Annotated in this window: 20 protein-coding genes; 9 read left to right on the forward strand and 11 right to left on the reverse strand. The window is 64.9% G+C overall.

Annotation, left to right across the window (positions count from 1 at the left end):
* Positions 1–11: 11 nt before the first annotated feature.
* From HYH08_RS32005 to HYH08_RS32015, 3 genes are all read right to left on the reverse strand, one after another.
* Positions 12–1,034: an LLM class flavin-dependent oxidoreductase gene (locus HYH08_RS32005; RefSeq protein WP_220013813.1), complete on the reverse strand. Its 1,023-nt coding sequence runs from the start codon at positions 1,032–1,034 to the stop codon at positions 12–14.
* Between the two features lie 189 nt (positions 1,035–1,223).
* Complete coding sequence (locus HYH08_RS32010) at positions 1,224–2,912, reverse strand: methyl-accepting chemotaxis protein (RefSeq protein ID WP_220013814.1); 1,689 nt, start codon at positions 2,910–2,912, stop codon at positions 1,224–1,226.
* Between the two features lie 197 nt (positions 2,913–3,109).
* Positions 3,110–4,072 carry a helix-turn-helix domain-containing protein gene (locus HYH08_RS32015; protein ID WP_283844188.1) on the reverse strand — a complete coding sequence of 321 codons (963 nt, stop codon included), beginning with the start codon at positions 4,070–4,072 and terminating at the stop codon, positions 3,110–3,112.
* Positions 4,073–4,165: 93 nt separating this feature from the next.
* On the opposite strand from HYH08_RS32015, the gene HYH08_RS32020 reads away from it, so the two are divergent.
* Complete coding sequence (locus HYH08_RS32020; protein ID WP_220013815.1) at positions 4,166–4,312, forward strand: hypothetical protein; 147 nt, start codon at positions 4,166–4,168, stop codon at positions 4,310–4,312.
* Positions 4,313–4,622: 310 nt separating this feature from the next.
* Here the strand turns inward: HYH08_RS32020 and HYH08_RS32025 are convergent, their stop codons facing one another.
* Entirely contained in the window at positions 4,623–6,644 is a 2,022-nt protein-coding gene (locus tag HYH08_RS32025) for a YgiQ family radical SAM protein (RefSeq protein WP_220013843.1), read from the reverse strand.
* A gap of 347 nt (positions 6,645–6,991) precedes the next feature.
* Between HYH08_RS32025 and HYH08_RS32030 the strand changes: the two genes are divergently transcribed.
* Positions 6,992–7,156, forward strand: coding sequence for a hypothetical protein (locus HYH08_RS32030; RefSeq protein ID WP_220013816.1), 165 nt, complete (start codon positions 6,992–6,994; stop codon positions 7,154–7,156).
* Positions 7,157–7,162: 6 nt separating this feature from the next.
* Here HYH08_RS32030 and HYH08_RS32035 read toward each other — a convergent pair whose 3' ends face one another.
* Together HYH08_RS32035 and HYH08_RS32040 are read right to left on the reverse strand one after the other, a co-directional pair.
* The gene (locus HYH08_RS32035; protein ID WP_220013817.1) at positions 7,163–7,843 is read right to left on the reverse strand and encodes a GntR family transcriptional regulator; all 681 of its coding nucleotides are present in this window, start codon (positions 7,841–7,843) and stop codon (positions 7,163–7,165) included.
* Between the two features lie 12 nt (positions 7,844–7,855).
* Positions 7,856–9,268, reverse strand: a complete 1,413-nt coding sequence (locus HYH08_RS32040) for an FAD-binding oxidoreductase (protein ID WP_220013818.1) — start codon at positions 9,266–9,268, stop codon at positions 7,856–7,858.
* A 179-nt stretch (positions 9,269–9,447) separates the two neighbouring features.
* On the opposite strand from HYH08_RS32040, the gene HYH08_RS32045 reads away from it, so the two are divergent.
* Entirely contained in the window at positions 9,448–10,332 is an 885-nt protein-coding gene (locus HYH08_RS32045) for a dihydrodipicolinate synthase family protein (protein ID WP_220013819.1), read from the forward strand.
* A 7-nt stretch (positions 10,333–10,339) separates the two neighbouring features.
* On the opposite strand, the gene HYH08_RS32050 is transcribed toward HYH08_RS32045, so the two are convergent.
* The 4 genes from HYH08_RS32050 to HYH08_RS32065 are packed head-to-tail and all read right to left on the reverse strand — an operon-like array spanning position 10,340 to position 12,953.
* Positions 10,340–11,560: an MFS transporter gene (locus HYH08_RS32050; protein ID WP_220013820.1), complete on the reverse strand. Its 1,221-nt coding sequence runs from the start codon at positions 11,558–11,560 to the stop codon at positions 10,340–10,342.
* Positions 11,557–11,886: a hypothetical protein gene (locus HYH08_RS32055; protein ID WP_220013821.1), complete on the reverse strand. Its 330-nt coding sequence runs from the start codon at positions 11,884–11,886 to the stop codon at positions 11,557–11,559. Before HYH08_RS32055 ends, HYH08_RS32050 begins: the two co-directional genes overlap by 4 nt.
* A complete protein-coding gene (locus tag HYH08_RS32060; protein WP_220013822.1) occupies positions 11,883–12,452 on the reverse strand; it encodes an isochorismatase family protein in 570 nt (189 codons plus the stop codon). The genes HYH08_RS32055 and HYH08_RS32060 overlap by 4 nt, the downstream gene beginning before the upstream one ends.
* A gap of 48 nt (positions 12,453–12,500) precedes the next feature.
* Positions 12,501–12,953 (reverse strand): MarR family winged helix-turn-helix transcriptional regulator, encoded by a 453-nt coding sequence (locus tag HYH08_RS32065; RefSeq protein WP_220013823.1) that lies wholly within the window; start codon positions 12,951–12,953, stop codon positions 12,501–12,503.
* Positions 12,954–13,226: 273 nt separating this feature from the next.
* Here HYH08_RS32065 and HYH08_RS32070 point away from each other — a divergent pair, with 273 nt between their 5' ends.
* Genes HYH08_RS32070 through HYH08_RS32080 form a run of 3 tightly spaced genes read left to right on the forward strand, consistent with a single transcriptional unit; the run spans position 13,227 to position 17,114 of the window.
* The gene (locus tag HYH08_RS32070) at positions 13,227–15,554 is read left to right on the forward strand and encodes a TonB-dependent siderophore receptor (protein WP_220013824.1); all 2,328 of its coding nucleotides are present in this window, start codon (positions 13,227–13,229) and stop codon (positions 15,552–15,554) included.
* A 2-nt stretch (positions 15,555–15,556) separates the two neighbouring features.
* Positions 15,557–15,889, forward strand: a complete 333-nt coding sequence (locus HYH08_RS32075) for a type 2 periplasmic-binding domain-containing protein (RefSeq protein ID WP_228748216.1) — start codon at positions 15,557–15,559, stop codon at positions 15,887–15,889.
* The gene (locus HYH08_RS32080) at positions 15,882–17,114 is read left to right on the forward strand and encodes a PepSY-associated TM helix domain-containing protein (RefSeq protein ID WP_220013825.1); all 1,233 of its coding nucleotides are present in this window, start codon (positions 15,882–15,884) and stop codon (positions 17,112–17,114) included. Before HYH08_RS32075 ends, HYH08_RS32080 begins: the two co-directional genes overlap by 8 nt.
* On the opposite strand, the gene HYH08_RS32085 is transcribed toward HYH08_RS32080, so the two are convergent.
* Positions 17,034–17,906 carry a LysR family transcriptional regulator gene (locus HYH08_RS32085; RefSeq protein WP_220013826.1) on the reverse strand — a complete coding sequence of 291 codons (873 nt, stop codon included), beginning with the start codon at positions 17,904–17,906 and terminating at the stop codon, positions 17,034–17,036. The two genes, HYH08_RS32080 and HYH08_RS32085, sit on opposite strands and share 81 nt — an antisense overlap.
* A gap of 160 nt (positions 17,907–18,066) precedes the next feature.
* Here HYH08_RS32085 and HYH08_RS32090 point away from each other — a divergent pair, with 160 nt between their 5' ends.
* The 3 genes from HYH08_RS32090 (at position 18,067) to serA (ending at position 21,806) form a co-directional block, all read left to right on the forward strand.
* Positions 18,067–18,969, forward strand: a complete 903-nt coding sequence (locus tag HYH08_RS32090; protein WP_220013827.1) for an alpha/beta fold hydrolase — start codon at positions 18,067–18,069, stop codon at positions 18,967–18,969.
* Positions 18,970–19,050: 81 nt separating this feature from the next.
* The gene (locus tag HYH08_RS32095; protein WP_220013828.1) at positions 19,051–20,283 is read left to right on the forward strand and encodes a rhodanese-like domain-containing protein; all 1,233 of its coding nucleotides are present in this window, start codon (positions 19,051–19,053) and stop codon (positions 20,281–20,283) included.
* Between the two features lie 278 nt (positions 20,284–20,561).
* Complete coding sequence (gene serA / locus HYH08_RS32100) at positions 20,562–21,806, forward strand: phosphoglycerate dehydrogenase (protein WP_220013829.1); 1,245 nt, start codon at positions 20,562–20,564, stop codon at positions 21,804–21,806.
* Positions 21,807–21,861: the final 55 nt, after the last annotated feature.

Consider the following 21,861-nt stretch of genomic DNA (forward strand, 5'->3'; position numbering starts at 1 on the left):
CGTATGTCCGGTCACCGCCAGCCCAGCGCAGGCGCCACGTGCTTCAGGATCGCCTCGATTGCGTGCGCGCAGTAGTCGACACCGAGCTGGTTGGGAATGGTCAGCAGCAGCGTGTCCGCCTCTGCAATCGCCTCGTCCTGCCTGAGTTGCGCGATCAGAACGTCCGGCTCGGCCGCGTAACTCCGCCCGAAGATCGCGCGCGTGCGCGGATCGATGAAGCCGATCTGGTCCTGGCCGCCACGCTCGCCGCCGAAATAGGCGCGGTCGCGATCGTCCATCAGCGCGAAGATGCTGCGGCTGACCGACACGCGGGGCTCGCGGCTGTGGCCGGCCTCCTTCCAGGCGGCGCGATAGGCGCGGATTTGCGCGGCCTGCTGCACGTGAAAGGCCTCGCCGGTCTCGTCGTTCTTCAGCGTCGAGCTCTGCAGATTCATGCCGTGCTGGGCGGCCCACACCGCGGTCGCGTTCGAGCCGGCGCCCCACCAGATCCGCTCGCGCAGGCCCGGCGCATGCGGCTCAATGCGCAACAGCCCCGGCGGGTTCGGAAACATCGGCTGCGGATTGGGTTTTGCAAAACCCTCGCCGCGCAAGAGGTCGAGGAAGACCTCGGCGTGACGCCGGCCCATGTCGGCGTCGGTCTGCCCTTCGGCGGGCTCATAACCAAAATAGCGCCAGCCGTCGATCACCTGCTCGGGCGAGCCGCGGCTGATGCCGAGCTGGAGCCTGCCGCCGGCGATGAGGTCGGCGGAGCCTGCGTCCTCCACCATGTAGAGCGGATTCTCGTAGCGCATGTCGATCACGGCGGTGCCGATCTCGATCGTGCTGGTTTTCGCGCCCACCGCTGCGAGCAGCGGGAACGGCGAGGCAAGCTGCCGCGCGAAATGATGCACGCGGAAATAGGCGCCGTCCGCGCCGAGCTGCTCGGCCGCAACCGCAAGCTCGATCGATTGCAGCAGCGTGTCGCCGGCCGAGCGGGTCTGCGATTGCGGGGAGGGGGTCCAGTGTCCGAAGGACAGAAATCCGATCTTCTTCATGGGCGTCATTTAATGCCTGTATGGATCGCGTCAACCGCTGGCGCCTGAGGCCGCGGGCCTCACGGTGCGCGCGGTTCGTCCGGGCGCGTGCCTGACCATTCACGGGCAGCATGGTGATCGAGCCGAGCGCAACGACAACTGGCTCGATCACCCCGGCGACGAGCCAGGACCATGGCGATCGGTCGTGCCTCAGGCGGCCCGGACCGCCTCGAGGAACTGTTGTACTTCGCTCTTCAGGCGGGTGCTGTCGGTGGCGAGAGACTTCGCCGCGGACAAAACCTGGGATGAGGCCGAGCCGGTCTCGGTGGCTCCGCGCTGCACGCCGATGATGTTCGACGAGACCTGCTGGGTGCCCTGCGCCGCCTGCTGGACGTTGCGAGAGATTTCCTGCGTTGCGGCTCCCTGTTCCTCGACGGCCGCGGCGATGGTGGACGCGATTTCGGAGAGCTTCTCGATGGTGCCGCCGATCTCCTCGATGGCTCCGACCGACTCCTTGGTCGCCGCCTGGATGCCGGAAATCTGCTGGCCGATCTCGCCGGTGGCTTTCGCCGTCTGCTCCGCCAGTGCCTTCACTTCGGACGCGACCACCGCAAAGCCGCGGCCGGCCTCACCGGCACGTGCCGCCTCGATGGTGGCGTTCAGGGCCAGCAGGTTGGTCTGGCCCGCGATCGTGTTGATGAGCTCGACGACGTCGCCGATCCGGCTCGCGGCGCGGGATAGCTCGCTGACGCGATCGTTAGTGCTGCGTGCCTGGTTGACCGCCTCGTGTGCCATCCGCGCCGATTCCTGCACCTGTCGGCTGATCTCGTTGACGGATGACGACAATTCCTCTGTCGCCGACGCGACCGACTGAACGTTGGTGGAGGCTTCCTCGGATGCGGCCGCGACCATGGTTGTCACCTCCTGGGCCTGCTCGGCCGTGGCGGTGAGCGTGCTCGCGGACGCCTCGAGTTCGGTCGAGGCCGATGAGACCGTCTCGACGATCTCGCCGATCATCGATTCGAAATTGCGCGTGATATCGTCGACCCGCCGACCGCGCTCGATCTTGGCCTCCGCGTCGCGCGCTGCGGCGTCGTCCGATGCCTTCTTCGCAATCAAGGCCTCCTTGAAGACCTGCAGCACGTCGGCCATCGCGCCAATTTCGGTCTTTTCTCCGCGATGGTGCACCTCGGCCGAGAGATCGCCTCGGCCCAGCTCCTGCATCGGCTTGATGATCGAAGCAATTCCCGCGGAGACGTCGCGCAACAGAATGAACCCGACCAGCGCCCCGCCGGCTACCGCCGCGAGGATGATCCCGACGATCACGATGAGGGCCGTGCTGTAGCCTTCGGCCGCGGCAATCGTCTCGTCGTCCGCGCCCTTGTCGTTGATCTTGATGTTCTTCTGAAGCAGTTCATCGGCTTGAACGCTGAGCTTGCCATATTTGGCGAGAAGCTCGCGCGCCTCGAGCGCCGGACGCCCGGTGATTTTACGGGAGATGTCGGTGACTTCGTCAACGGCTTTGCGGTAGTCGCTCCAGACCCGCATCCACTCCATGTAGTTGGCACGCTCTGTCGGATCGGTGATCATCCGCTCGTAATTCTTGCGCTGCTCCTCGAGATCCGCAAGGCTCGCGGCGGCCCGTTTCTCGAAGCTGGCCTTGCCTTCCGCGGTCTCGTTGAAGATATGATCGCGAATGGCGATACGGTATTCGGTGATGGCCGTTCGCATCGCGGCGAGCGCGCGGACGCTGGGGAGCCAGTTGGTGGCGATCTCGACGGAGTGGGCGTTGATGCCTTGCATGCTCCGCACCGCCTTGGCTCCCAGTCCTCCCATCAGGACGAGCATGATCGCGATGACCGCGATGATCTTCGAGCGGATCGACCATTTGGCAAACATGATGAAATCTCCGAAGTATTGGCTGACACGCCCACATGTTCACCGCGGAAGCGGATGAGCGTTTCTGCGCCCGACATTCGGCGTTTCTCGTAAAATTTGATGAAATTCCAGGCGGGCCAGCATCGTTCCGAAAATGCCAGTCGCTTGGTGTCAGGTCGATGACACCTGCGCTTCGCCGAGACGGGCATTGATCGCGGTCATTGTTTCGCCGCTGTATCCGACGGAAGCTCTCCGAAGCGCTGTCGGTAGGCGCGGGCGAAGTGGCCGAGGCTGTGGAAGCCGCACGACAGGGCGACTTCCGTCACGGATTTTGACGTCCCGTCGTCCGCCAGCATGGTGCGCGCGCGTTCGAGCCGCAGACGCTTCAGATACTGGCTTGGGGATTCGCCGTGGACCTCCTGAAAATAGCGAAAGATCGATCGCACGCTCGTTCCGGTCGCCTCCGCAATCCCGGCGACGTCGATCGGTTTGCTGAAGTTCTCGAGGATGAAGTCCTCGGCTTGCTTGAGTTGGGACCGGCTCGGGCGCGGACTCGAGAGATCGAGAAGATGGCTGTGATTGTGCGGGAGATGGATCAGGAGTCGGAGAAGCACCACCGCGTGAATCTGCTCAATCAGCGAGTCGTGAAAGCGCCGCTCGAGCGCGTCGAGTTCCTGCGCGCCTCGAAACACCGTATCCCGAACGTAACGGCTGAAGCTCAGGTTCGACGCGGCCGGCTGGGTGAACTGCACCGCGTCCGAAACCTCTTCGCCGCACAGTGAGGCGAGGGTCTGTCTCAGGTCTTCCGGCTTGATGCGAATGAACAGGCTGGAATGACCTTCGGGGTCGATCTTGCGGGCCTCGACGCTCTCCGGGATCACATATCCCATGTTGTGAGGGCCGGTATCGATTTCTCTTCCCTGCAGGGCAATGCGGCTGCTGCTGCGGGTCTGGAAGACAATTCTGAGGTAGTCCACCGGCTGATAGAGGACGTCGAGGGCCGCGTCGCTCTTCGACGCGAAAAACGGCAGTTTCTGGCTCTGAACGCTGTTACACCAATAGCCCGCTCTGCCGCCCGGAAACTTGGCTGATTGGACGCTGCCGCTTGCGACCTCTTCGAGCTGGTGCGCGAGCTCCTGCATGTTGCGAGCTTGAAACGCCGGGTATTTTCTCAGAAGCATGTCGCGAATTCGAATTGGTGCTGCGGTTGCAGGCCGACACAACGCATTCCCAGGCGCCTGACGGGAAAAAGGGGTAACACGGAAATATTCCCCGTGGCGAACAATTCCTATCGGTTTCCGGAGAACTTCAAGAATGTGATCGGCAAGGTGGTGAGCATCCGCGATCAACGCGATCCGGTCGCCGATTTCGCGACCGCCAACGGTCGCCGTCAATCATCAACCCGTAAAACTACGGCATGACATAGGATCAAAATTGCGGGCCGCTGAACTTCACCATCCCATGTACCAGCTATACGCGCCCACCCCGGGCGCAACATGGAGCGTTCACGACAGAGATTGTGATGCCTGTTTTGCCCGACGCGTCAAGAGATTTTTCTGTTTTTCGGAAGTGTGGGTGCTGGCGACACGAGCGCGGGGACGATGAGCGTCATCCTGGCCACTCGGTGCTGCAAGCCATTGATCTTGTTATCGCGGGCTACTGTGCATGGGGTTGTTTTCGTATTTGCTGCGAGAGCCACGAGAGGGTCACGCAAGTTTCGACTGTTGCCGGCTACTTCATCAGCCTTATGCCCTTCGTCGTGAACTTCTGCGTCTTGCCGCCGGGGCGCAACGGACGCTTCGTGCCGGCAGCCTTGCCGGTGCCGGGCGGCTGGTGTGCTGGGACCAGCTGGTGCGGCTGCGAGCCGATCAGATCGCGGCGGCCCATCTCGATCAGGGCTTCGCGCAGCACCGGCCAGTTGTCGGGGTCGTGGTAACGCAAAAACGCCTTGTGCAGGCGGCGCTGGCGCAGGCCCTTGATCGCCTCGACCTTGTCGCTGCCGCCGCGGCGCACGCCGCGCAAGGGATTGACGCCGGTGTGGTACATCGCGGTCGCGGTCGCCATCGGCGAGGGCAGGAAGGTCTGCACTTGATCCGCGCGATAGCGGTTCTTCTTCAGCCACAGCGCGAGGTTCATCATGTCCTCGTCGGTCGTGCCCGGATGCGCCGCGATGAAATAGGGGATCAGGTAATATTTCTTGCCGGCGCGCTCGGCCGCTTCATCGAACATCCGCTTGAACTTGTTATAGGCGCCGATGCCGGGCTTCATCATCTTGTCGAGCGGGCCGCGCTCGGTATGTTCAGGCGCGATCTTGAGATAGCCGCCGACGTGATGGGTGACGAGCTCCTTGATGTATTCGGGGCTCTCGACCGCGAGGTCGTAGCGCACGCCCGAGGCGACCATCACCTTCTTGATGCCCTTGGTCTCGCGCACCTTGCGATAGAGCCGGATCAGATCGTCATGCGAGGTGTTGAGGTTGGGGCAGATCTCGGGGAAGACGCAGGACGGACGGCGGCACGCGGCCTCGACCTTCGGATCCTTGCACGCCATCCGGTACATGTTGGCGGTGGGGCCGCCGATGTCGGAGATCACGCCGGTGAAGCCGGGCGTCTTGTCGCGGATCAATTCGATCTCGCGCAGGATCGATCCTTCCGAGCGGTTCTGGATGATGCGGCCCTCGTGCTCGGTGATCGAGCAGAAGGTGCAGCCGCCAAAGCAGCCGCGCATGATCGTCACGGAGAACTTGATCATGTCCCAAGCGGGGATCTTCGCATCGCCATAAGACGGATGCGGCGCGCGCGCATACGGCAGATCGTAGACCGCGTCCATCTCCTCAGATGTCAGCGGGATCGGCGGCGGGTTGAGCCAGAGATCGCGATCGCCATGACGCTGCACCAGCGGGCGCGCATTGCCGGGATTGCTCTCCCGGTGCAGCACGCGCGAGGCGCGCGCGTAAGCTTCTTTGTCCTGCTCGACCTGCTTCAGCGCCGGCAGGCGGATCACGGTCGGCCCCTTCTGGCGCGTGGCGCCCTCGTCGGCGGAGTCGAGATCGTCGGCGTGCAGCTCGGTGTAATCCTCAGGGACGCGGCGGAACAGCGCGACGCCCCTGATGTCGTCGAGCTCGCGCGGTGCTTCGCCGGCCGCGAGCCGCTGCGCGACTTCGACCACGGCGCGCTCGGCGTTGCCGTAGAGCAGGAGGTCGGCCTTGGCATCGGCCAGCACCGAACGGCGCACCTTGTCCGACCAGTAATCGTAATGCGCGATCCGGCGCAACGAGGCCTCGATGCCGCCGAGCACGATCGGCACGTCCTTGAACGCCTCGCGGCAGCGCTGGGCGTAGACGATGGTGCAGCGGTCCGGCCGCTTGCCGCCTTCGCCGCCGGCCGTATAGGCGTCGTCGCTGCGGATGCGGCGGTCGGCGGTGTAGCGATTCACCATGGAATCCATGTTGCCGCCGGTGACGCCGAAAAACACTTTTGGCTTGCCGAGCGCCTTGAACGGCTCGGCCGAGTGCCAGTCCGGCTGGGAGATGATGCCGACGCGGAAACCCTGCGCTTCGAGCAGGCGGCCGATGATCGCCATGCCGAAGCTCGGATGGTCGACATAGGCGTCTCCGGTCACCAGCACGATGTCGCAGGCGTCCCAGCCGAGCGCGTCCATCTCGGCGCGGCTCATGGGAAGGAACGGCGCCGGCTTGCGCGGGCGCGCGTGGGCCATCAGGGGCTTTTCGGCGGCGATGATCTGGATGTCCATGGCGCTACGCATAAGACTCCGGGCGTGCGAATACAACCGGCGGCTATGCCGCGTCCGCGGATTAAGGTTCCCGAATGGCGCGCATTCGGCAGCGCAGAGGGCGCGGTCCGGCTCTGCGACACCCTCCACATCCCCGCCGCCATGCTGCTTCCGTCCTGACGCATTGAGTGCCGGAATAGTCACATCCGCCGGCATTGTGGTTCACTCGCAGGAACCAACCGCGTCTGCGAACATTCTGACCCTGGCGCCTGCGCGAGCCCCCGCTCGCGCGCGGCTCGACCAATTCCGGCGCCAGCGCCGCCGGCCGGATTCTGCCCCGATGCTCGCTTCGGGGCGATGGGGGGCTTGTGAGCACCGTCATAGAGAATTTGCTGCTCCGAAAGCAGAAGCTCGTGGAAGAACTCGAGAAGGCGCAAGCCGTCGAGGATCGCGACAGGATCGAGCACCAGCTCGAGCAGATCAACACCGCGCTGGATTTTCTGGATCGGCCCGGATCGAAGGACGGACGCTAGCAGCGTTCAATCCAGCTTCAGCGCCTCGATCTTCAAGGCCTTGGCATACGCGATGCCCGAATTGGTGATGTGCGTGGTCATCAATGCTTCGTAGGCCGCAAACTCGCCTCGTGCGAACAGCTCGAGCAGCTTGCGATGCTCGTCGAACGACGTGCGGGTCCGTACGTCGATCGGCGAGGTCAGATTGGTGCGGAGCGCGGCGACGCGGCCGGAGACGAGCTGGTAGGATTCGATCAGATAGCGATTGCCGCAATGGGCGAACAGTCCCTCGTGGAACGCGGCATCGGCGCGGCCATAGGCGATGTTGTCTCGGGCTTCGACCGCCGGCTCCATCGCCGCGATCGCCGCGTTCATCGCGGCCATCGCGCCGTCACGATCGTGGCGGTGGGCGAGCTCGGCCGCCTTGGGCTCGAGCGCAATGCGGAAAGTGCAGAGCGCGGTGATGTCCTCCGCGCTCGGCGTGAAGACGAAGCTGCCGACCTGCGGGCGGATCACCACGAGGCCCTGCGCCTGCAACTGGCCCATCGCCTCGCGCACCGGCGTGCGGCTGACGCCGAACGAGTTCGCCACCATCTCCTCGGAGATCGCGGCTCCCAGCGCGAACTCGCCGTCGATGATGGCCTGACGCAGCCGCAACATCACCCGCTGCGACAGCGATTTCGGCGTATCGAGCCTGAGCGATCGCATGCGCTCTCCCGGTCAGATCACCTTGCCGGGATTGAGCAGATGATCGGGATCGAGCGCGGCCTTGAGCGTGCGCATCAGCGCGATCTCCGGCTCGCTGCGGGCATGGCCCAGCCACTTTTTCTTCAAGGTGCCGATGCCGTGCTCGGCCGAGACGCTGCCGCCCAACTCGCGCACGAGGCCATAGATGATCGCGTCCATCTCCTCCTTCGGCTGCCGGTCGACGGGAAGGCCGGTGACCCAGGAGACGAGATGCAGATTGCCGTCGCCGATATGGCCGTAATAGACGCTCTCGCAGCCCGTGATGCCATCAGCGAGCGCGGCCTTGCAGCGCGTGACGAACTCGTCCATGCGTGCCACCGCAAGGCCGATGTCGTAGGAGATGTGCGGGCCCAGCACCTGGCCGAACTCGGCACAGATGTCGCGCACGCGCCAGAACGCCTGCGTCTGCGCCAGCGACTGCGCCACGGCGGCATCCGCAAGCATGCCGCGCTCCATCAGCTCTTCGAGCCAGGCCTGGAAGCGCGGCGCGTCGATGCTCTCGTCGGTGCCTTGCGCTTCCACCAGCACGTAGAGACCGTGGCCCGCGGCAACCGGCGGCTTCACGCCAGCGCGGGTCGTGATCACGTCCCAATAGTCCGGCCACATCACCTCGAAGGCCGACAGCAATGGTCCGAGCCCGCTGCGCGCAGCCCCCAGCAAATCGATCACCGCGGCATAATCCTTCAGCGCGCACAGCGCGGCCATGGTCGAGCGCGGCTTCGGAAACAGCTTCAGCACGACGCGGGTGATGATGCCGAGCGTGCCTTCCGAGCCGATGAAGAGATGCTTCAGATCGTAGCCTGCATTGTTCTTCATCAGCTTGTTGAGGCTGGTGATGATGGTGCCGTCGGGCAGCACCACTTCGAGACCGAGCACCAGCTCGCGCGTCATGCCGTAGCGGATCACGCGGTTGCCGCCGGCATTGGTGGAGAGATTGCCGCCGATCGCGCAGGAGCCGCGCGAGCCGAGATCGAGCGGAAAGAAGAAGCCGGCCTCGTCCGCGGCCTTCTGGATCGTCTCGAGCGGCGTGCCTGCTTTCACCGTCATCGTCATCGAAGCGCGATCGATCTCCTCGATGCCGGTCATGCGCTCCAGCGAGATCGCGACCCAGCCGGTTTCAGGCGAGGCGCCGCGGCACAGCCCGGTCAAGCCGCCCTGTGGCACGAACGGCAGATGCGCCTGCCGGCAGGTCAGGATCGCGTCGGCGACGCCCTGAGCATCCGCGGGGCGGATCACCGCGCGCGGCGTCTGCGGCAGGCTCGCACTCCAATCGTTGCAATTGCGCGCCGGCACCTCGCTGCCGACAAGCACGGCGGCCGCGCCAAGCTTGTCGCGCAAGGTGCCGAGCAATTGGTCGGGACGGTCGATGGGGGTCACCAAGTTCATGCGAGACCTCCTTCAGATTCGACGGCGCCTCATGCGGGCCGGGATGGTGGAAAGAATTTGCCTCCACGTTGTATGTAAGGTACAAGGTAAAAAGTAAAGCAAAAACAGTGGCTCGGAACGTCTCCAAGATCGCTTCAAGATCAGACGCTTAGTCCGGGGCTGCAACAAAGGGTGGTGTCATGACTGAGGCGATTCGCGGATTCTGGGTGGCATCGGCAACGCCTCTGGCGACGGACGGCAGCGTGGATTCCGCGAAGCTCGCCGCGCACGCGAAGCATCTCTTCAGCAAGGGCGTCGATGGCGTCGTGCTGTTCGGCACCACCGGCGAGGGTACCTCGTTCAATGTTGCCGAACGCGTCGCGACGATCGAAGCCCTGCTCAAGGCCGGCATTGCACCGGAACGCATCGGCATCGGCGGCGGCTTCCCCGCGATCAGCGACAGCATTGCGCTGACGCGCGCGGTGCTCGGCCTCGGCTTGCGCCACCTGCTGTATCTGCCGCCTTACTTCGATCGCAGTGTCACGCCCGAAGGCATCGAGGACGCGTTTGCTGCGATCATCGACGGCGTCGCCGACGATCGCCTGCGCGCCTATCTCTATCACATCCCGCAGGTCTCGGGCGTCGCGATCCCGACGACGGTCGCTGCCAATCTGCGCAAGCGCTACGGCAAGGTGGTCGCGGGCCTGAAGGACTCCAGCGGTGACTTCAAGCAGTTCCAGGCGTTCCGCGCAGCCGCACCGGCGCTCGCCATCACCGTCGGCAACGAAGCGGACATCACGCGTGCGATCGCCGGCGGCGGTGCCGGTACGATCTGCGGCATGGCCAATATCGCGCCGGAGCTGGTCAAGGGCATGGTCGACGGCAAGGATGTCGAAGCACGCATGCAGGCCGCGGTCGACATCGTGGTTAAGTCACCATCCTTCCTAGCGACGCTGAAGGCCATCTTGGCGGCGCAGACCGGCGACGCCAGCTGGCTGCGCGTGCGTCCGCCGCTGCGGTCATTGTCTGACGGCGCCGCGCTCAAGGCGAAGCTGGAAGAGCTGACCAGCCCTGCCATCGCATAAGCGCGCTTTAATCGCCCGAAGCAGGCGCCGACATCGCGCGGACTGCGACAAGCGCAGCGGCAAAGCCGGCCGCCGCACCCACGCCGAGCGCCCAGCGCGGGCCGAGATTGTCCGCCACCCATCCGACGATAGGTGCGCCGATGGGTGTGCCGCCGAGCGCGACGCCGAGGCGCAATGCCATCACGCGTCCTCTCATCCGCGGCTCGGTCGAGAGCTGCATCAGGCTGTTCGAGGTATTGGTGACCGTCAGGGCGGCGATGCCGATCACCACGAGGGCGGCGGCGAACAGCCAGTAGCTGGGGGCAAGCGCGGCCAGCGTACAGCCTGTTCCGAAAGTTGCAGCCCCCAACAGCAGCGAGACGAACTGCGGCTGTGCGCGTCCTGCGGCCAGCAACGCGCCCGAGATCGTGCCGATCGCCATCGTCGACGACAGCAGGCCAAAGCCGCGCGCATCGGTGTGGAAGACGGTGACCGCCATGGTCGAGATGAAGATCGGGAAGTTGAGCCCAAACGTGCCGATCAGGAACAGCATGATCATGATCGCCCTGAGATCCGGGCGCGACCAGACGTAGTGAAAACCTTCCGTCATGCCGCCCTTGGCCCGGATGGCCCGCGCGTTCGGGCGAAGCTCCGAGCTGCGCAGCGAGGCGAGGGAGCCGAGCACCGCCATGAAGGATGCGGCGTTGAGCAGGAACGCCCATCCGGTGCCGATCGACGCGATGACAGTCCCCGCGATCGCGGGCCCGATCATCCGCGCGGCGTTGAAGGACGTCGAGTTCAGCGCGATGGCGTTGGAGAGGTCGTCATCGCCGACGAGCTCGGTCACGAATGTCTGGCGCACCGGAGCGTCGAAGGCAGCAGCGCAGCCGAACAGGAACGCGAACGCGTAGACGTGCCAGAGCTGCAACAGGCCGGTGACGGTGAGCAGGCCAAGGGACAGGGCCAGCACACCCATCGTCGCCTGCGTCGCGATCAGAAGTCGTCGCTGGTTGAAGTGATCGGCCGCAAATCCCGTCCACGGCATCAGCAGGAGTTGTGGTCCGAACTGAAGCGCCATCACCACGCCCACAGCCGACGCATTGTGCCGCGTGAGCTCGGTGAGAACGAGCCAGTCTTGGGCGGCACGCTGCATCCACGTCCCGGTGTTGGACACCAGTGCGCCCGCGGCCCAGACGCGGTAATTGAAGTTTCGGAGAGAGCGAAACGTACCTGCGGCCGGCACGCTCACGAACCTGTTGGCGTGTTGCCGCCGTGGAATCGGCCGAAATGCCGTGCGCAAAATAGGCTGAGGAGCAGGGCGCCGCCCCCGAGTGCAGCCACGTCACGCGTGTCCATCAGGGCAAACTCTCCGACCCGACAGACGAGGAGATAGCCGACGACGACGTTGAAAAAGCCCCAGAGCACGTTGACCGTCGACGAGGATAGTCCTTCGCCCCGCGGTTGTGCGAACGGGCTCTGGAATGGTTCTCCGCGCAGGCCACTGACGAGATGCGGAATGGCGTTCGCCAGAAATGCACCGCCGAAGAAATAGGAAACGAGATGAAGCCAGTTCATGCCTGCGCGCTCCGTGTTGCCAGCAACTCGATGATCGCCTGCGTGGTGCCGCTCTCGCCGAGACGCGGAAAGACGTTTGTAATGCTGTAGTCGTGGGCTTCGGACCGCGCATCGGTCATCGCGTCCGTGGCGAGGCTGACATTGAAGCCCGCCTCGTAGGCCTGGCGCGCGGTGGACTCGACGCCGGTGCCGGTCGCGACGCCGGCGATGACGACCTGCGTGACGCCGCGCGATCGCAGCTGGCTTTCGAGATCGGTGCTGGCGAATGCACCCCAGGTCCGCTTGGTCACGATGATATCGCCGGGTTGCTGCTCGAGCTCCGGAATGAGAGTGGTCCATCCGTCGGGGAGCGGACCGCCGGCCCGCGGCCGCTCGGTACGGCCCGGCGCTCCGCCATCGACGTTGACCAGCACGACCGGCAGGCGATGCCGCCGAAACGCAGCAGCAAGCGTGCAGGAGCGCTGCACGACTTCGTCGATCGAATCGAGCAACGGTGACTCGACGATGCCGCGTTGCAGGTCGACGACAATGAGCGCGGTGATCGGGTCGAGCGTGGTGAGAGGCATTGTTTTTCCTTCCGGCAGGCCAATGCGTGGTGGATCAGGAGGGCAGCTTCAATCGTCGATGAGCCGCTTCAGCAATTCGATCGCACCGGCCAGTTCCTCCTGCTCGCGCGATGAAAGCCGTGTTGCGATGGTACGCGCCAGCCAATCCTGGCGTGCGGCGCGCCCGACCCGGAGCCGATCGCGGCAGGCCTTCGTGAGGGACAGAATGGTTTGGCGGCCGTCTTCGGGATCTGGTGCACCGCTGACGAGACCTGCTGCCTGGAGCCCGGCGATTGCGGTGCTCATCGACTGCGGACGCATCCCCTCCGACCGTGCCAGGCTCGATACCGTTGCGGTACCCTCCTTTTCCAGCCGCAGCACGACGGACACCTGTGACGGCGTCAGGTCGCCCTCGCTGCCCTGCTCCCGAAGCCGGCGCTTCAGCTTTCCTGCCACGGAACGGAGATCTTCGGCGAGCGCGCCGGCGCGCGCGGAGGGGCGCTGGTCCGATGAACTGTTCATGGCGGAGCAAATAGCATATAGGAAGATAAACTGCTAAGTTTATATGGGTAGGTTGTCTGAATAAATCGTGATTGGCGCTCCCGCGCATCGAGAAATTGTGTTGGGTTTTTGGGGTGCGCGATGATTGTGCGGCGACCGTCGCTCGCGGAGGGGCGCGCACTTAGAACGATTCAATACTAGAGCGATTCAAGTCGCCGATATGTTCTCTTCGTCCACGGCGGCTGCTAGATGCGCCAGCTTCAATGCTGAGTCTGACCTGGAAGTGAATCGAAAGTGCGTGCCTCTGTGGATGGTCCCCGCGTCAGTGGCCATCGTCCCCGTGCCGGCAAGAGCCGTGCAGGTCTTCTCCTCGGCGCAGCGGTGCTGCTCGCTGAATCCGCCTCCAACACGACGGGAGCACAGGCGCAATCGGCGTTGCCGCCGGTGGCGGTCGAAGCTCCAGTACAGCGGCCGAAGCCGGCGCGCGCAGCGGAACAGGCGGCCCAACGGCGGAAGCAAATCGCCGCGCGCCAGCGTACTCCCAATCCCGCACCAGCCGTACCGACGCTTTCCGAGCGCGCCGCCGCTGCGGCCGCCGCCCAGCAAGCCGCCAAGCTCGGCTACCGTGCGATGCCGAGTGCGACCACGCTGCGCAGCGGCGCTTCGCCGCTCGACACCTCGCAATCGGTGAACGTCGTGCCCGAGCAGGTGTTGAAAGACCAGCTGCCGCGCAATATCGACGATGCGCTCATCAACGTCTCCGGCATCACCCAGACCAATACGCTCGCCGGTTCGCAGGACGCCGTTATCCGCCGGGGCTTCGGCGACAATCGCGACGGCTCGATCATGCGGAACGGCATGCCGCTGGTGCAGGGGCGCAGCTTCAACTCCGCGGTCGAAAGCGTCGAGGTGCTGAAAGGCCCGGCTTCGCTGCTCTACGGCATCATGGACCCCGGCGGCATCGTCAACACCATCAGCAAGCGTCCGGAGCTCTATCAACACGGTTCAGTCACGCTGCTCGGTTCGGCCTTCAGTGCCGACAAGACCGGCGCCGACGGTCTGCTCGACATCACCGGTCCGATCGGCGATCAGGGCCTTGCCTATCGTTTCATCGGGTACGGCGTCAGCGAGGATTATTGGCGCAATTTCGGTCGTCACCGTGAGATGCTGGTTGCGCCGTCACTCGCCTGGTATGGCGAGACCACAACGGTACAGCTCAACTATGAGCACCGCGAGTTCATCTATCCGTTCGATCGCGGCACTGCGTTCAATCCGGCAACGAAAGCGCCGCTGGCGGTTCCCGCGACGCGCCGGCTCGACGAGCCCTTCAACAACACGTGGGGGACGTCGGACCTGATTCAGGCCTCCGTCGAGCATCGCCTCAACCAGGACTGGAAGCTCTACGCCGGCTACAGCTACAACACCGAGACTTTCAGCGCCAACCAGCTCCGCATTACCAACATTAACTTCACGACTGGCGCCGAGACGCGCAGCAATGATGGCACAGGAAGCTCGCTCAGCAACGTGAGCTACGGAACATCGTACGTTTCCGGCGGCTTCTGGCTCGGCAACATGCGCAATGACGTCGTGTTCGGCGGCGACGGTCAGTATCGCACCATCTACCGTGACACCCTGATCCGGCAGACAACTCCCGCATTCAATGTCTACAATCCTGTCTACGGACTGATCGGGCCGGGGACGACGCCTTCGAATCCCGACAGCGCCCAGACCGATAAGCTTGGCCAGTGGTCGCTGTTCTTCCAGGACACGTTGCATCTCACCGAGCGGTTCGCACTGGTCGGGGGCGTGCGTTACATGGACTATGACCAGATCGCCGGGCGTGGAAAGCCGTTCAACACCAATACCAACGTATCCCAGGATAAGGTGCTTCCCCTTGGCGGCGCCATCTTCAAGCTGACCGACGAAGTCTCGCTTTATGCAAGCTACACCGAGTCGCTAAAACCGAACTCGACCATTGCGCCGATCGGCATCGTGATCGATTCCAAGGTCGCGCCCGAGGAGGGCGTCTCGTACGAGACCGGTGTGAAGTTCGATTTGAACAAGCGCATCTCCGGCACGCTGGCGCTCTACGATCTCGACAAGAAGAACGTGCAGACGACGGTGACCAACAGCGCTGGTAACGTCGAACTTCACACCGTTGGCCGCGCACATTCGCGCGGTGTGGAGCTGGATGTCACCGGCAGGCTCACCGATAGCTGGGCGTTGATCGGCAGCTATGGCTATACCGACGCGCGCGTTACGGCGTCGGAGGATCCGACGCTTTACGGCAGGAAGCTGCAGAATGTTGCGCTGAATACGGCGTCACTTTATCTGGTCTATGATTTCGGCACTGCATTACCCGGCCAGCTTCGGCTCGGTGGTGGCGCGCGCTATGTCGGCGACCGCCCCGGCGATGCAACCAACAGCTTCTTCTTGCCGTCCTATGTCGTCGCCGACATTTTCGCGACCTATGAAACGAAATACCAGAATACGCCGGTGATCTATCAGTTCAACGTCAAGAACTTGTTCGATACCGTCTACTATCCCTCCGCCGTCAACAATCTGAATGTCGCCATCGGCGATGCCCGCCGCTTCTCGATGTCGGCAACGGTGAAGTTCTAGCGATGGCGACGCGGCACAAAGCCATCGCGCCGATGATCGCGGTGGCGTCTGCCTGCGTTGCCGCTACAGGTGCGTGCCTCACCGGCGTCGCCATCGCGAGACATGCGCCTCACTCGGCGACCGCGCAAAAATCTGTGGAGCTCCTCCGCAAGCCGGCGGCGCAGAAAATCTTTGTCGCCGCCGAGCTCGAATATCCCGTGCTTGCCACGGCGGAGCGCGCGGCGATCGTGGCTGACATCGGTGCGTTCGTCGCCGATGCTCTGCCGATCTACCAGATCGCCGCGCATCAGCAGGCCGCGATCGCCCTCTTCAAGAAGGTCGGCTTCAATGAGTAGGTTGGGGCATCACATCAAGGCCGGTCTGCTCCAGGTCCATTCCATCGCGGGCCTTGCGCTGGCGCTGCTGCTGTCGCTGATCGCGCTGACCGGCGCGATCATGAGTTTTGAGGACGAGATCGTCGACCACCTCAATGCGGGAATCATGCACGTCGCGCCGCGCACCGCACCGGCGCTGATGCCGGACGAACTGGTAGCCCGGCTGAAGGCGGCGCAGGACCTCGGCAAGGTCTCGGCCGTCACGCTGTCGAGCGATCCGGCTGCCGCCGTACGTGTCCGCTTCGCGCGCGACGAGCAGGGCGCGCGGCCGGCATCGCTCTGTGTCGACCCCTATGATGCGCATGTGCTGGGCGCGCCGCGTGGCGAGGAATTTTTTGCGACCGTGCGCAGGCTGCATCGCTGGCTGCTGATCCCCGGCGATGCCAAGGGCTGGGGCCGCCAGATCACCGGCGTTGCCGCGATCGGCCTGATCGTCATGCTGATCTCGGGCCTCGTGCTGCGCTGGCCGCGCCGCGCCGGCAGCGTGAAGATGTGGCTGAAGCCGAATCTCCGGCTCGGCGGCCGCGCCCTGCACCGGTCGCTGCATGCGGTGATCGGCACGTGGGTGCTGCCGGTCTATCTGGTGATGACGCTGACCGGGCTGTGGTACTCGTTCGACTGGTACAAGTACGGCGTCGTCTGGCTGCTGTCGCGCCCGGAGGTCACGGCTGCAAAGATGCAGCCGAAGATGTCCGCAAAGGCGCCGCGCGAGGCCGCGCGACCAAAACCGGACCAGCCGATCGGATTCGATCAGGCATGGACGACGTTCCGGCGCGAGGAAGGCGACCATTTCTCCAGGGCGTTGTTCACGCTGCCGGCTGGCCCGGGCACATTGATACGGATCCGGTCGTGGGGGAAGGATTCCGCGCTCGATACCACGCGCGATGAATTCCGCATCGATGCGGTTACGGGGCAGCTGGCCTCGGCCGAGCGTTACGCCGACAAGACGTTCGGCGAGAGGGTCATCGCCAACGTGCTCGACATCCACCGCGGCGCGGTTTTGGGCTGGCCCGGCAAGCTCGCCTTCATGATCGCCGCGGCGCTGATGCCGCTGTTCGCGGTGACGGGCGTGCTGCTGTACCTGTCGCGCCGCAAGCTGCGGCCGTCACGCCAGCGCGCAACGTTCGGCGATGATGCCGCCAATCGCGCGGGTGACGGGCAGGTCGCAGCCCGCGGCAATGTCTAGGGCGAGCTCGACGGCATTGAGCTGGGGCAGGTCGGCCAGATCGCCTGCGGGCCGCAGCGCCTTCCGCATCCCGAGCCTCACCGGCAAGGCGGCATAGCCGAGACCGGCCTTGACGGCGCCGACCAGTGCGGAGAGCGAACCTGCTTCGCAGGCCACGGCCCACTCACGTCCGACGAGGCGCAGGCCGCGCAGCGCCTCGTCGCGATAGGCGCAGCCCTCGGCGAATGCCACCAGCGGAACGGCGGCGCCCGATTGCACCACAGCCTTGCCAGACAAGGCCTTGCCGAACCATGCCATCGGCTCGAACGCGATCGCGGCGCTAGCCGCATTCGACGGCGCACGCTTGTAGAAGGCAAGATCGAGCCGGCCGCAGCCGACGTCTTCGGCGAGCCGCGCCGACAGGCCGGTGCGCAGCGACAGGCGCGCGTCGGGAAAGCGCGCACGGATCTCGCCGATGGCCGATGTGAAATCGCGCTCGAGGAAATCTGAGGGAACGCCGAGCCTGATCGGCTCACCCGGATGCGGCGCGCGCATGGCGGCAACTGCGCGCTCGTTGAGCGCGATCATCTCGCGCGCATGTGCCACGAGTTCGGCGCCCTTCGCGGTCGGGCCGAGCACACGGCCGCGGGCACGGTTCAGCAGGGGAAGGCCGACCACGGCTTCGAGCCTGATGATCTGGAGACTGATCGCAGACTGCGACCGCCCCAGCCGCTGCGCGGCGCGCGAAAAGCTCTTCAGCTCGACGATGGCGAGCAGGGACCGGAGCGTGTCGATATCGAGGGTCGTTGGCATGGCGGAAACTCCGGACGGAGCCGTGCTGGTCCAGCAACACGGCAGCCAGAATGAGATTTATCAATGAAGCCATTGCAGAAATCAATTTCTCCCGCGCATGGCGGTGGCGCTATCTGGCAGACGCGCCGATCACAACTGGTGACGCGGGGGAGGAAAACACATGCAACGCCGCAATGTTCTGAAGGGCCTCGGATTGACTGCCACCGCCGCCATGGCCGCCACGCCGGCTTTTGCCCAAAGCGCCGGCGCGGCCGCGACCTCACCGTCTGCCTGGCCCGCGCCGCAGCTGGCCACCGGCACCCGGCTCGGCCATTGCCGCGTCGGCAATGGTCCGGTTGCTTGCGTGGTACTGCATGAATGGCTCGGCGACCACGTCAACTGGGAACAGGTGCTGCCTTATCTCGATCCCGCGCGTCACAGCGTTGTGTTCATGGATCTCCGCGGCTATGGCTGGTCGCGCGGCATGAGCGGCGCCTACACGCTGGACGAGGCGGTCGCTGATGTGCTGCGCAGCACTGATGAGCTTGCGATCGCGCGTTTCCATCTGGTCGGGCATTCGATGTCCGGCCTCGTGGCGCAGAAGCTCGCGCTTCAGGCCGCCGGCCGGATCCAGAGCGTCACGCTGTTCTCGCCGGTGCCGCCGACCGGCTTCCGCGCCGACGAGGCGGCGTTGAAGGCGCTCAACGCCGTCATCGACGAGGACGAGGCGGCCGGCCGCGCGATCACCGCGCGCACCGCCAGCCGCTACGGCGCCGGCTGGCTGCATCGCAAGCTTGCGATCGCGCGCGCGGCGGCTACGCCGGAGGCGATGCGCGGCTATCTCAGGATGTTCACGACCTCCGCCATCACCGAGGGAACGCATGGGCTGACCGCGCCGCTGCATGTCGTGACCGGCGCGCTGGATATTCCGTTCTACCGCGGCGAGCCCCTGCGAAATGCTTTTACTCTCGCCTATCCCAGCGTGACGTTCGAGACCATTGAGGATGCCGGCCATTATTCCATGCTGGAGACGCCGGTGCGGGTGGCAAGCATCATCGAAAAGCAGCTGGCCGCCGCAGGCTGAGGCCGCCCTGCAGTGGGGTGGCTAGCCAAGGCCGTCGCAATGGTTCAAAAGCTCATGGCTCGCCTCACCAGGGTTTTTGCCATGAAGCTCTCCACCGTTACGCCCGCCGATATCCGCCGCGCGCTGCTGCTGCGCAAGGAGATCGCGCTGCTCGATCTCCGATATGAGGCCGCCTTCGCCACCGGCCATCCGCTGTTCGCGGCGAACATGTCCGCGGACCGCATCGCGATCGAGGCCGAGGTGAGGCTGCCGCGCAAGGACGTGGCGATCGTGCTCTATGACAACGGTGAGGGACTGGTTGCCGGGGCTGCCGCGCAGCTTGCGGCCCTCGGCTACACCAACGTCCGTGCGCTCGACGGCGGGCTGCAGGCCTGGCGCGATGCCGGCTATCAGATGTTCGAGGACGTCAATTCCTATTCGAAGGCATTCGGCGAGCTGGTCGAGGCGCGCCGCCACACGCCCTCGTTCAGCGCCGACGAAGTCGCAAAGCTGATCGCCGACAAGGCCAATATCTCCATCCTCGACGTCCGCCGCTTCGACGAATACGCGACCATGAACATCCCGGGTTCAATCAGCGTGCCCGGCGCGGAGCTGGTGCTGCGGGCAGGGCAGGCCGCGCCCGATCCTGACACCACGATCATCGTGAATTGCGCCGGCCGCACGCGCTCGATCATCGGCACCCAGTCGCTGATCAACGCCGGCGTGCCGAATAAGGTGCGGGCACTGCGCAACGGCACCATCGGCTGGACGCTGGCGCGGCATGCGCTCAACCACGGCGCGGACAGGCGCGGCGCGATCGGGTCGTTCGACGGCGGCCCGGCCAATGCCCGCGACGTCGCCTATCGCGCCGGTGTCCGTCACATCGACGCGAGCGAGATGGCGGCGCTCGTCGCAGAGGCCGATCGCACGCTCTATCGTTTCGACGTGCGCGACGCCGAAGAATATGCCGCCGGCCATCTCCCGGGCTTCCGCCATTATCCCGGCGGCCAGCTCGTGCAGGAGACCGACATGGCCGCACCGGTGCGCGGCGCGCGCATCGTCCTGACCGACGACAAAGGCGTGCGCGCCGACATGACGGCCTCCTGGCTCGCGCAGATGGGCTGGGAGGTCTATGTGCGCGAGGGCGGCTATGACGGCACGCTGGAGATTGGTCCGCCGCTCGTGCTTCCGAAGCCCGACCCGGCCCATCGCTACCGCCGGCCCTATGAAGGCACCGACATCGCGGAGAAGGCGATGCAAGCCTATCTCGATTGGGAATACGGCCTCGTCGAGCAGCTCCGCCTCGACGGCACGCACGGGTTTTATGTGATCTGAGTCTGAATACCGTCACCCTGAGGTGCTCGCCCTTTGGCGAGCCTCGAAGGGCGACGGCCCGGCTTTTCGCCGTGCGGAGGCATCGGGGCCGTTCATCCTTCGAGGCTCGCAAGGGTGCGCACCTCAGGATGACGGGGCTGTGGTGCGGTATGACGGAGATATTGGTGGGATGCCAGGCGTTCCGCCCCTGCCATCCTCTCCCCGTATCCAAACCCTATTGTCCTTTGCACCGTCGGCGGTCTATGAGCTGCCGCAAAGCCGTCATTTCAGGAGATTCAATGTCAGCCCCAGGCCAAAGCCCTGAGCGGAGTGCGAAGGCGCTGCTGCTCGAAGGCGTCAATGACAGCGCCGTCGACCTCTTCAAGAACGCAGGCTTCACCAATGTCGAGCGCCTGACCAAGGCGCTGGACGGCGAGGATCTGCGCAAGGCACTCAAGGGCGTCTCGCTGCTCGGTATCCGCTCGCGCACCCAGATCACCGACGAGGTGCTGGCCGCCGCCGACGGGCTGCTCGCGGTCGGCTGCTTCAGCGTCGGCACCAACCAGGTCGATCTGCTGGCGGCGCGCAAGCGCGGCATTCCCGTGTTCAACGCGCCGTTCTCCAACACGCGAAGCGTCGCCGAGCTCGTGATCGGCGAGATCGTGATGCTGCTGCGGCAGATCTTTCCGCGCTCGGTGTCGTCTCATGGGGGCGGCTGGGACAAGTCCGCGGCCGGCAGCCATGAGGTGCGCGGCCGCACTCTCGGCATCGTCGGCTATGGCAATATCGGTTCGCAGCTCTCGACGCTGGCCGAAGCCATGGGCATGCGCGTGATCTATTACGACCGCACCGACAAGCTTCGCCACGGTAACACCGAGCCGGTCGAGAAGCTGGAGGAGCTCTTGGCGCAGAGCGACGTCGTCAGCCTGCACGTACCGGAGACGCCGGAAACCGCCGGCATGATCGGCGAGAAGGAATTGCGGACGATGAGGCCGGGCTCGTTCTTCATCAACAACAGCCGCGGCACCGTGGTCGATCTCGATGCGCTTGCGGGCGCCTTGCGCGACGGTCACATCGCCGGCGCTGCGATCGACGTCTTTCCGGTCGAGCCCTCCTCCAACTCGGAGCGATTCACGAGCCCGGTGCAGGGCCTCAACAACGTCATCCTCACCCCGCATGTCGGCGGCTCGACCGAGGAAGCGCAGGAGCGCATCGGCGGCGAGGTCGCGCGAAAACTGGTCGACTATTTCATCACGGGATCGACCATGGGCGCGGTGAACTTCCCGGAGGTACAGCTGCATCTGCGCCCTTCCGGCGCGCGCTTCAGTCATGTCCATCGCAACGTGCCGGGCATGCTGCGCCGTCTGAACGAAGTCTTCCTTCAGCGCGATATCAACATCGCCGCGCAATATCTGGAGACTGCCGGCGACCTCGGCTACGTCGTGCTCGATGCCGATCTCGGCGGCCAGGATTCGGCCGCGCTGCTCGCGCAGATCCGCAGCCTCGAGGGCACGGTCGGCGCTCGGCTGGTGTTCGAGCATTAGACCGCCGAATTGACGTCCGCCAGGAGGTCGCTTTGAATGCGGCCTCCTGGCGAAG

The sequence above is a fragment of the Bradyrhizobium sp. BR 10289 genome, from assembly GCF_019455385.1.
Classification (GTDB): domain Bacteria; phylum Pseudomonadota; class Alphaproteobacteria; order Rhizobiales; family Xanthobacteraceae; genus Bradyrhizobium.

Coding starts and splice junctions, on each gene's coding strand:
- HYH08_RS32005 (WP_220013813.1), bottom strand. CDS start 1,034: ATGAAGAAGATCGGATTTCTGTCCTTCGGACACTGGACCCCCTCCCCG.
- HYH08_RS32010 (WP_220013814.1), bottom strand. CDS start 2,912: ATGTTTGCCAAATGGTCGATCCGCTCGAAGATCATCGCGGTCATCGCG.
- HYH08_RS32015 (WP_283844188.1), bottom strand. CDS start 4,072: ATGCTTCTGAGAAAATACCCGGCGTTTCAAGCTCGCAACATGCAGGAG.
- HYH08_RS32025 (WP_220013843.1), bottom strand. CDS start 6,644: ATGGACATCCAGATCATCGCCGCCGAAAAGCCCCTGATGGCCCACGCG.
- HYH08_RS32035 (WP_220013817.1), bottom strand. CDS start 7,843: ATGCGATCGCTCAGGCTCGATACGCCGAAATCGCTGTCGCAGCGGGTG.
- HYH08_RS32040 (WP_220013818.1), bottom strand. CDS start 9,268: ATGAACTTGGTGACCCCCATCGACCGTCCCGACCAATTGCTCGGCACC.
- HYH08_RS32045 (WP_220013819.1), top strand. CDS start 9,448: ATGACTGAGGCGATTCGCGGATTCTGGGTGGCATCGGCAACGCCTCTG.
- HYH08_RS32055 (WP_220013821.1), bottom strand. CDS start 11,886: ATGAACTGGCTTCATCTCGTTTCCTATTTCTTCGGCGGTGCATTTCTG.
- HYH08_RS32060 (WP_220013822.1), bottom strand. CDS start 12,452: ATGCCTCTCACCACGCTCGACCCGATCACCGCGCTCATTGTCGTCGAC.
- HYH08_RS32065 (WP_220013823.1), bottom strand. CDS start 12,953: ATGAACAGTTCATCGGACCAGCGCCCCTCCGCGCGCGCCGGCGCGCTC.
- HYH08_RS32075 (WP_228748216.1), top strand. CDS start 15,557: ATGGCGACGCGGCACAAAGCCATCGCGCCGATGATCGCGGTGGCGTCT.
- HYH08_RS32080 (WP_220013825.1), top strand. CDS start 15,882: ATGAGTAGGTTGGGGCATCACATCAAGGCCGGTCTGCTCCAGGTCCAT.
- HYH08_RS32085 (WP_220013826.1), bottom strand. CDS start 17,906: ATGCCAACGACCCTCGATATCGACACGCTCCGGTCCCTGCTCGCCATC.
- HYH08_RS32090 (WP_220013827.1), top strand. CDS start 18,067: ATGCAACGCCGCAATGTTCTGAAGGGCCTCGGATTGACTGCCACCGCC.
- HYH08_RS32095 (WP_220013828.1), top strand. CDS start 19,051: ATGAAGCTCTCCACCGTTACGCCCGCCGATATCCGCCGCGCGCTGCTG.
- serA (WP_220013829.1), top strand. CDS start 20,562: ATGTCAGCCCCAGGCCAAAGCCCTGAGCGGAGTGCGAAGGCGCTGCTG.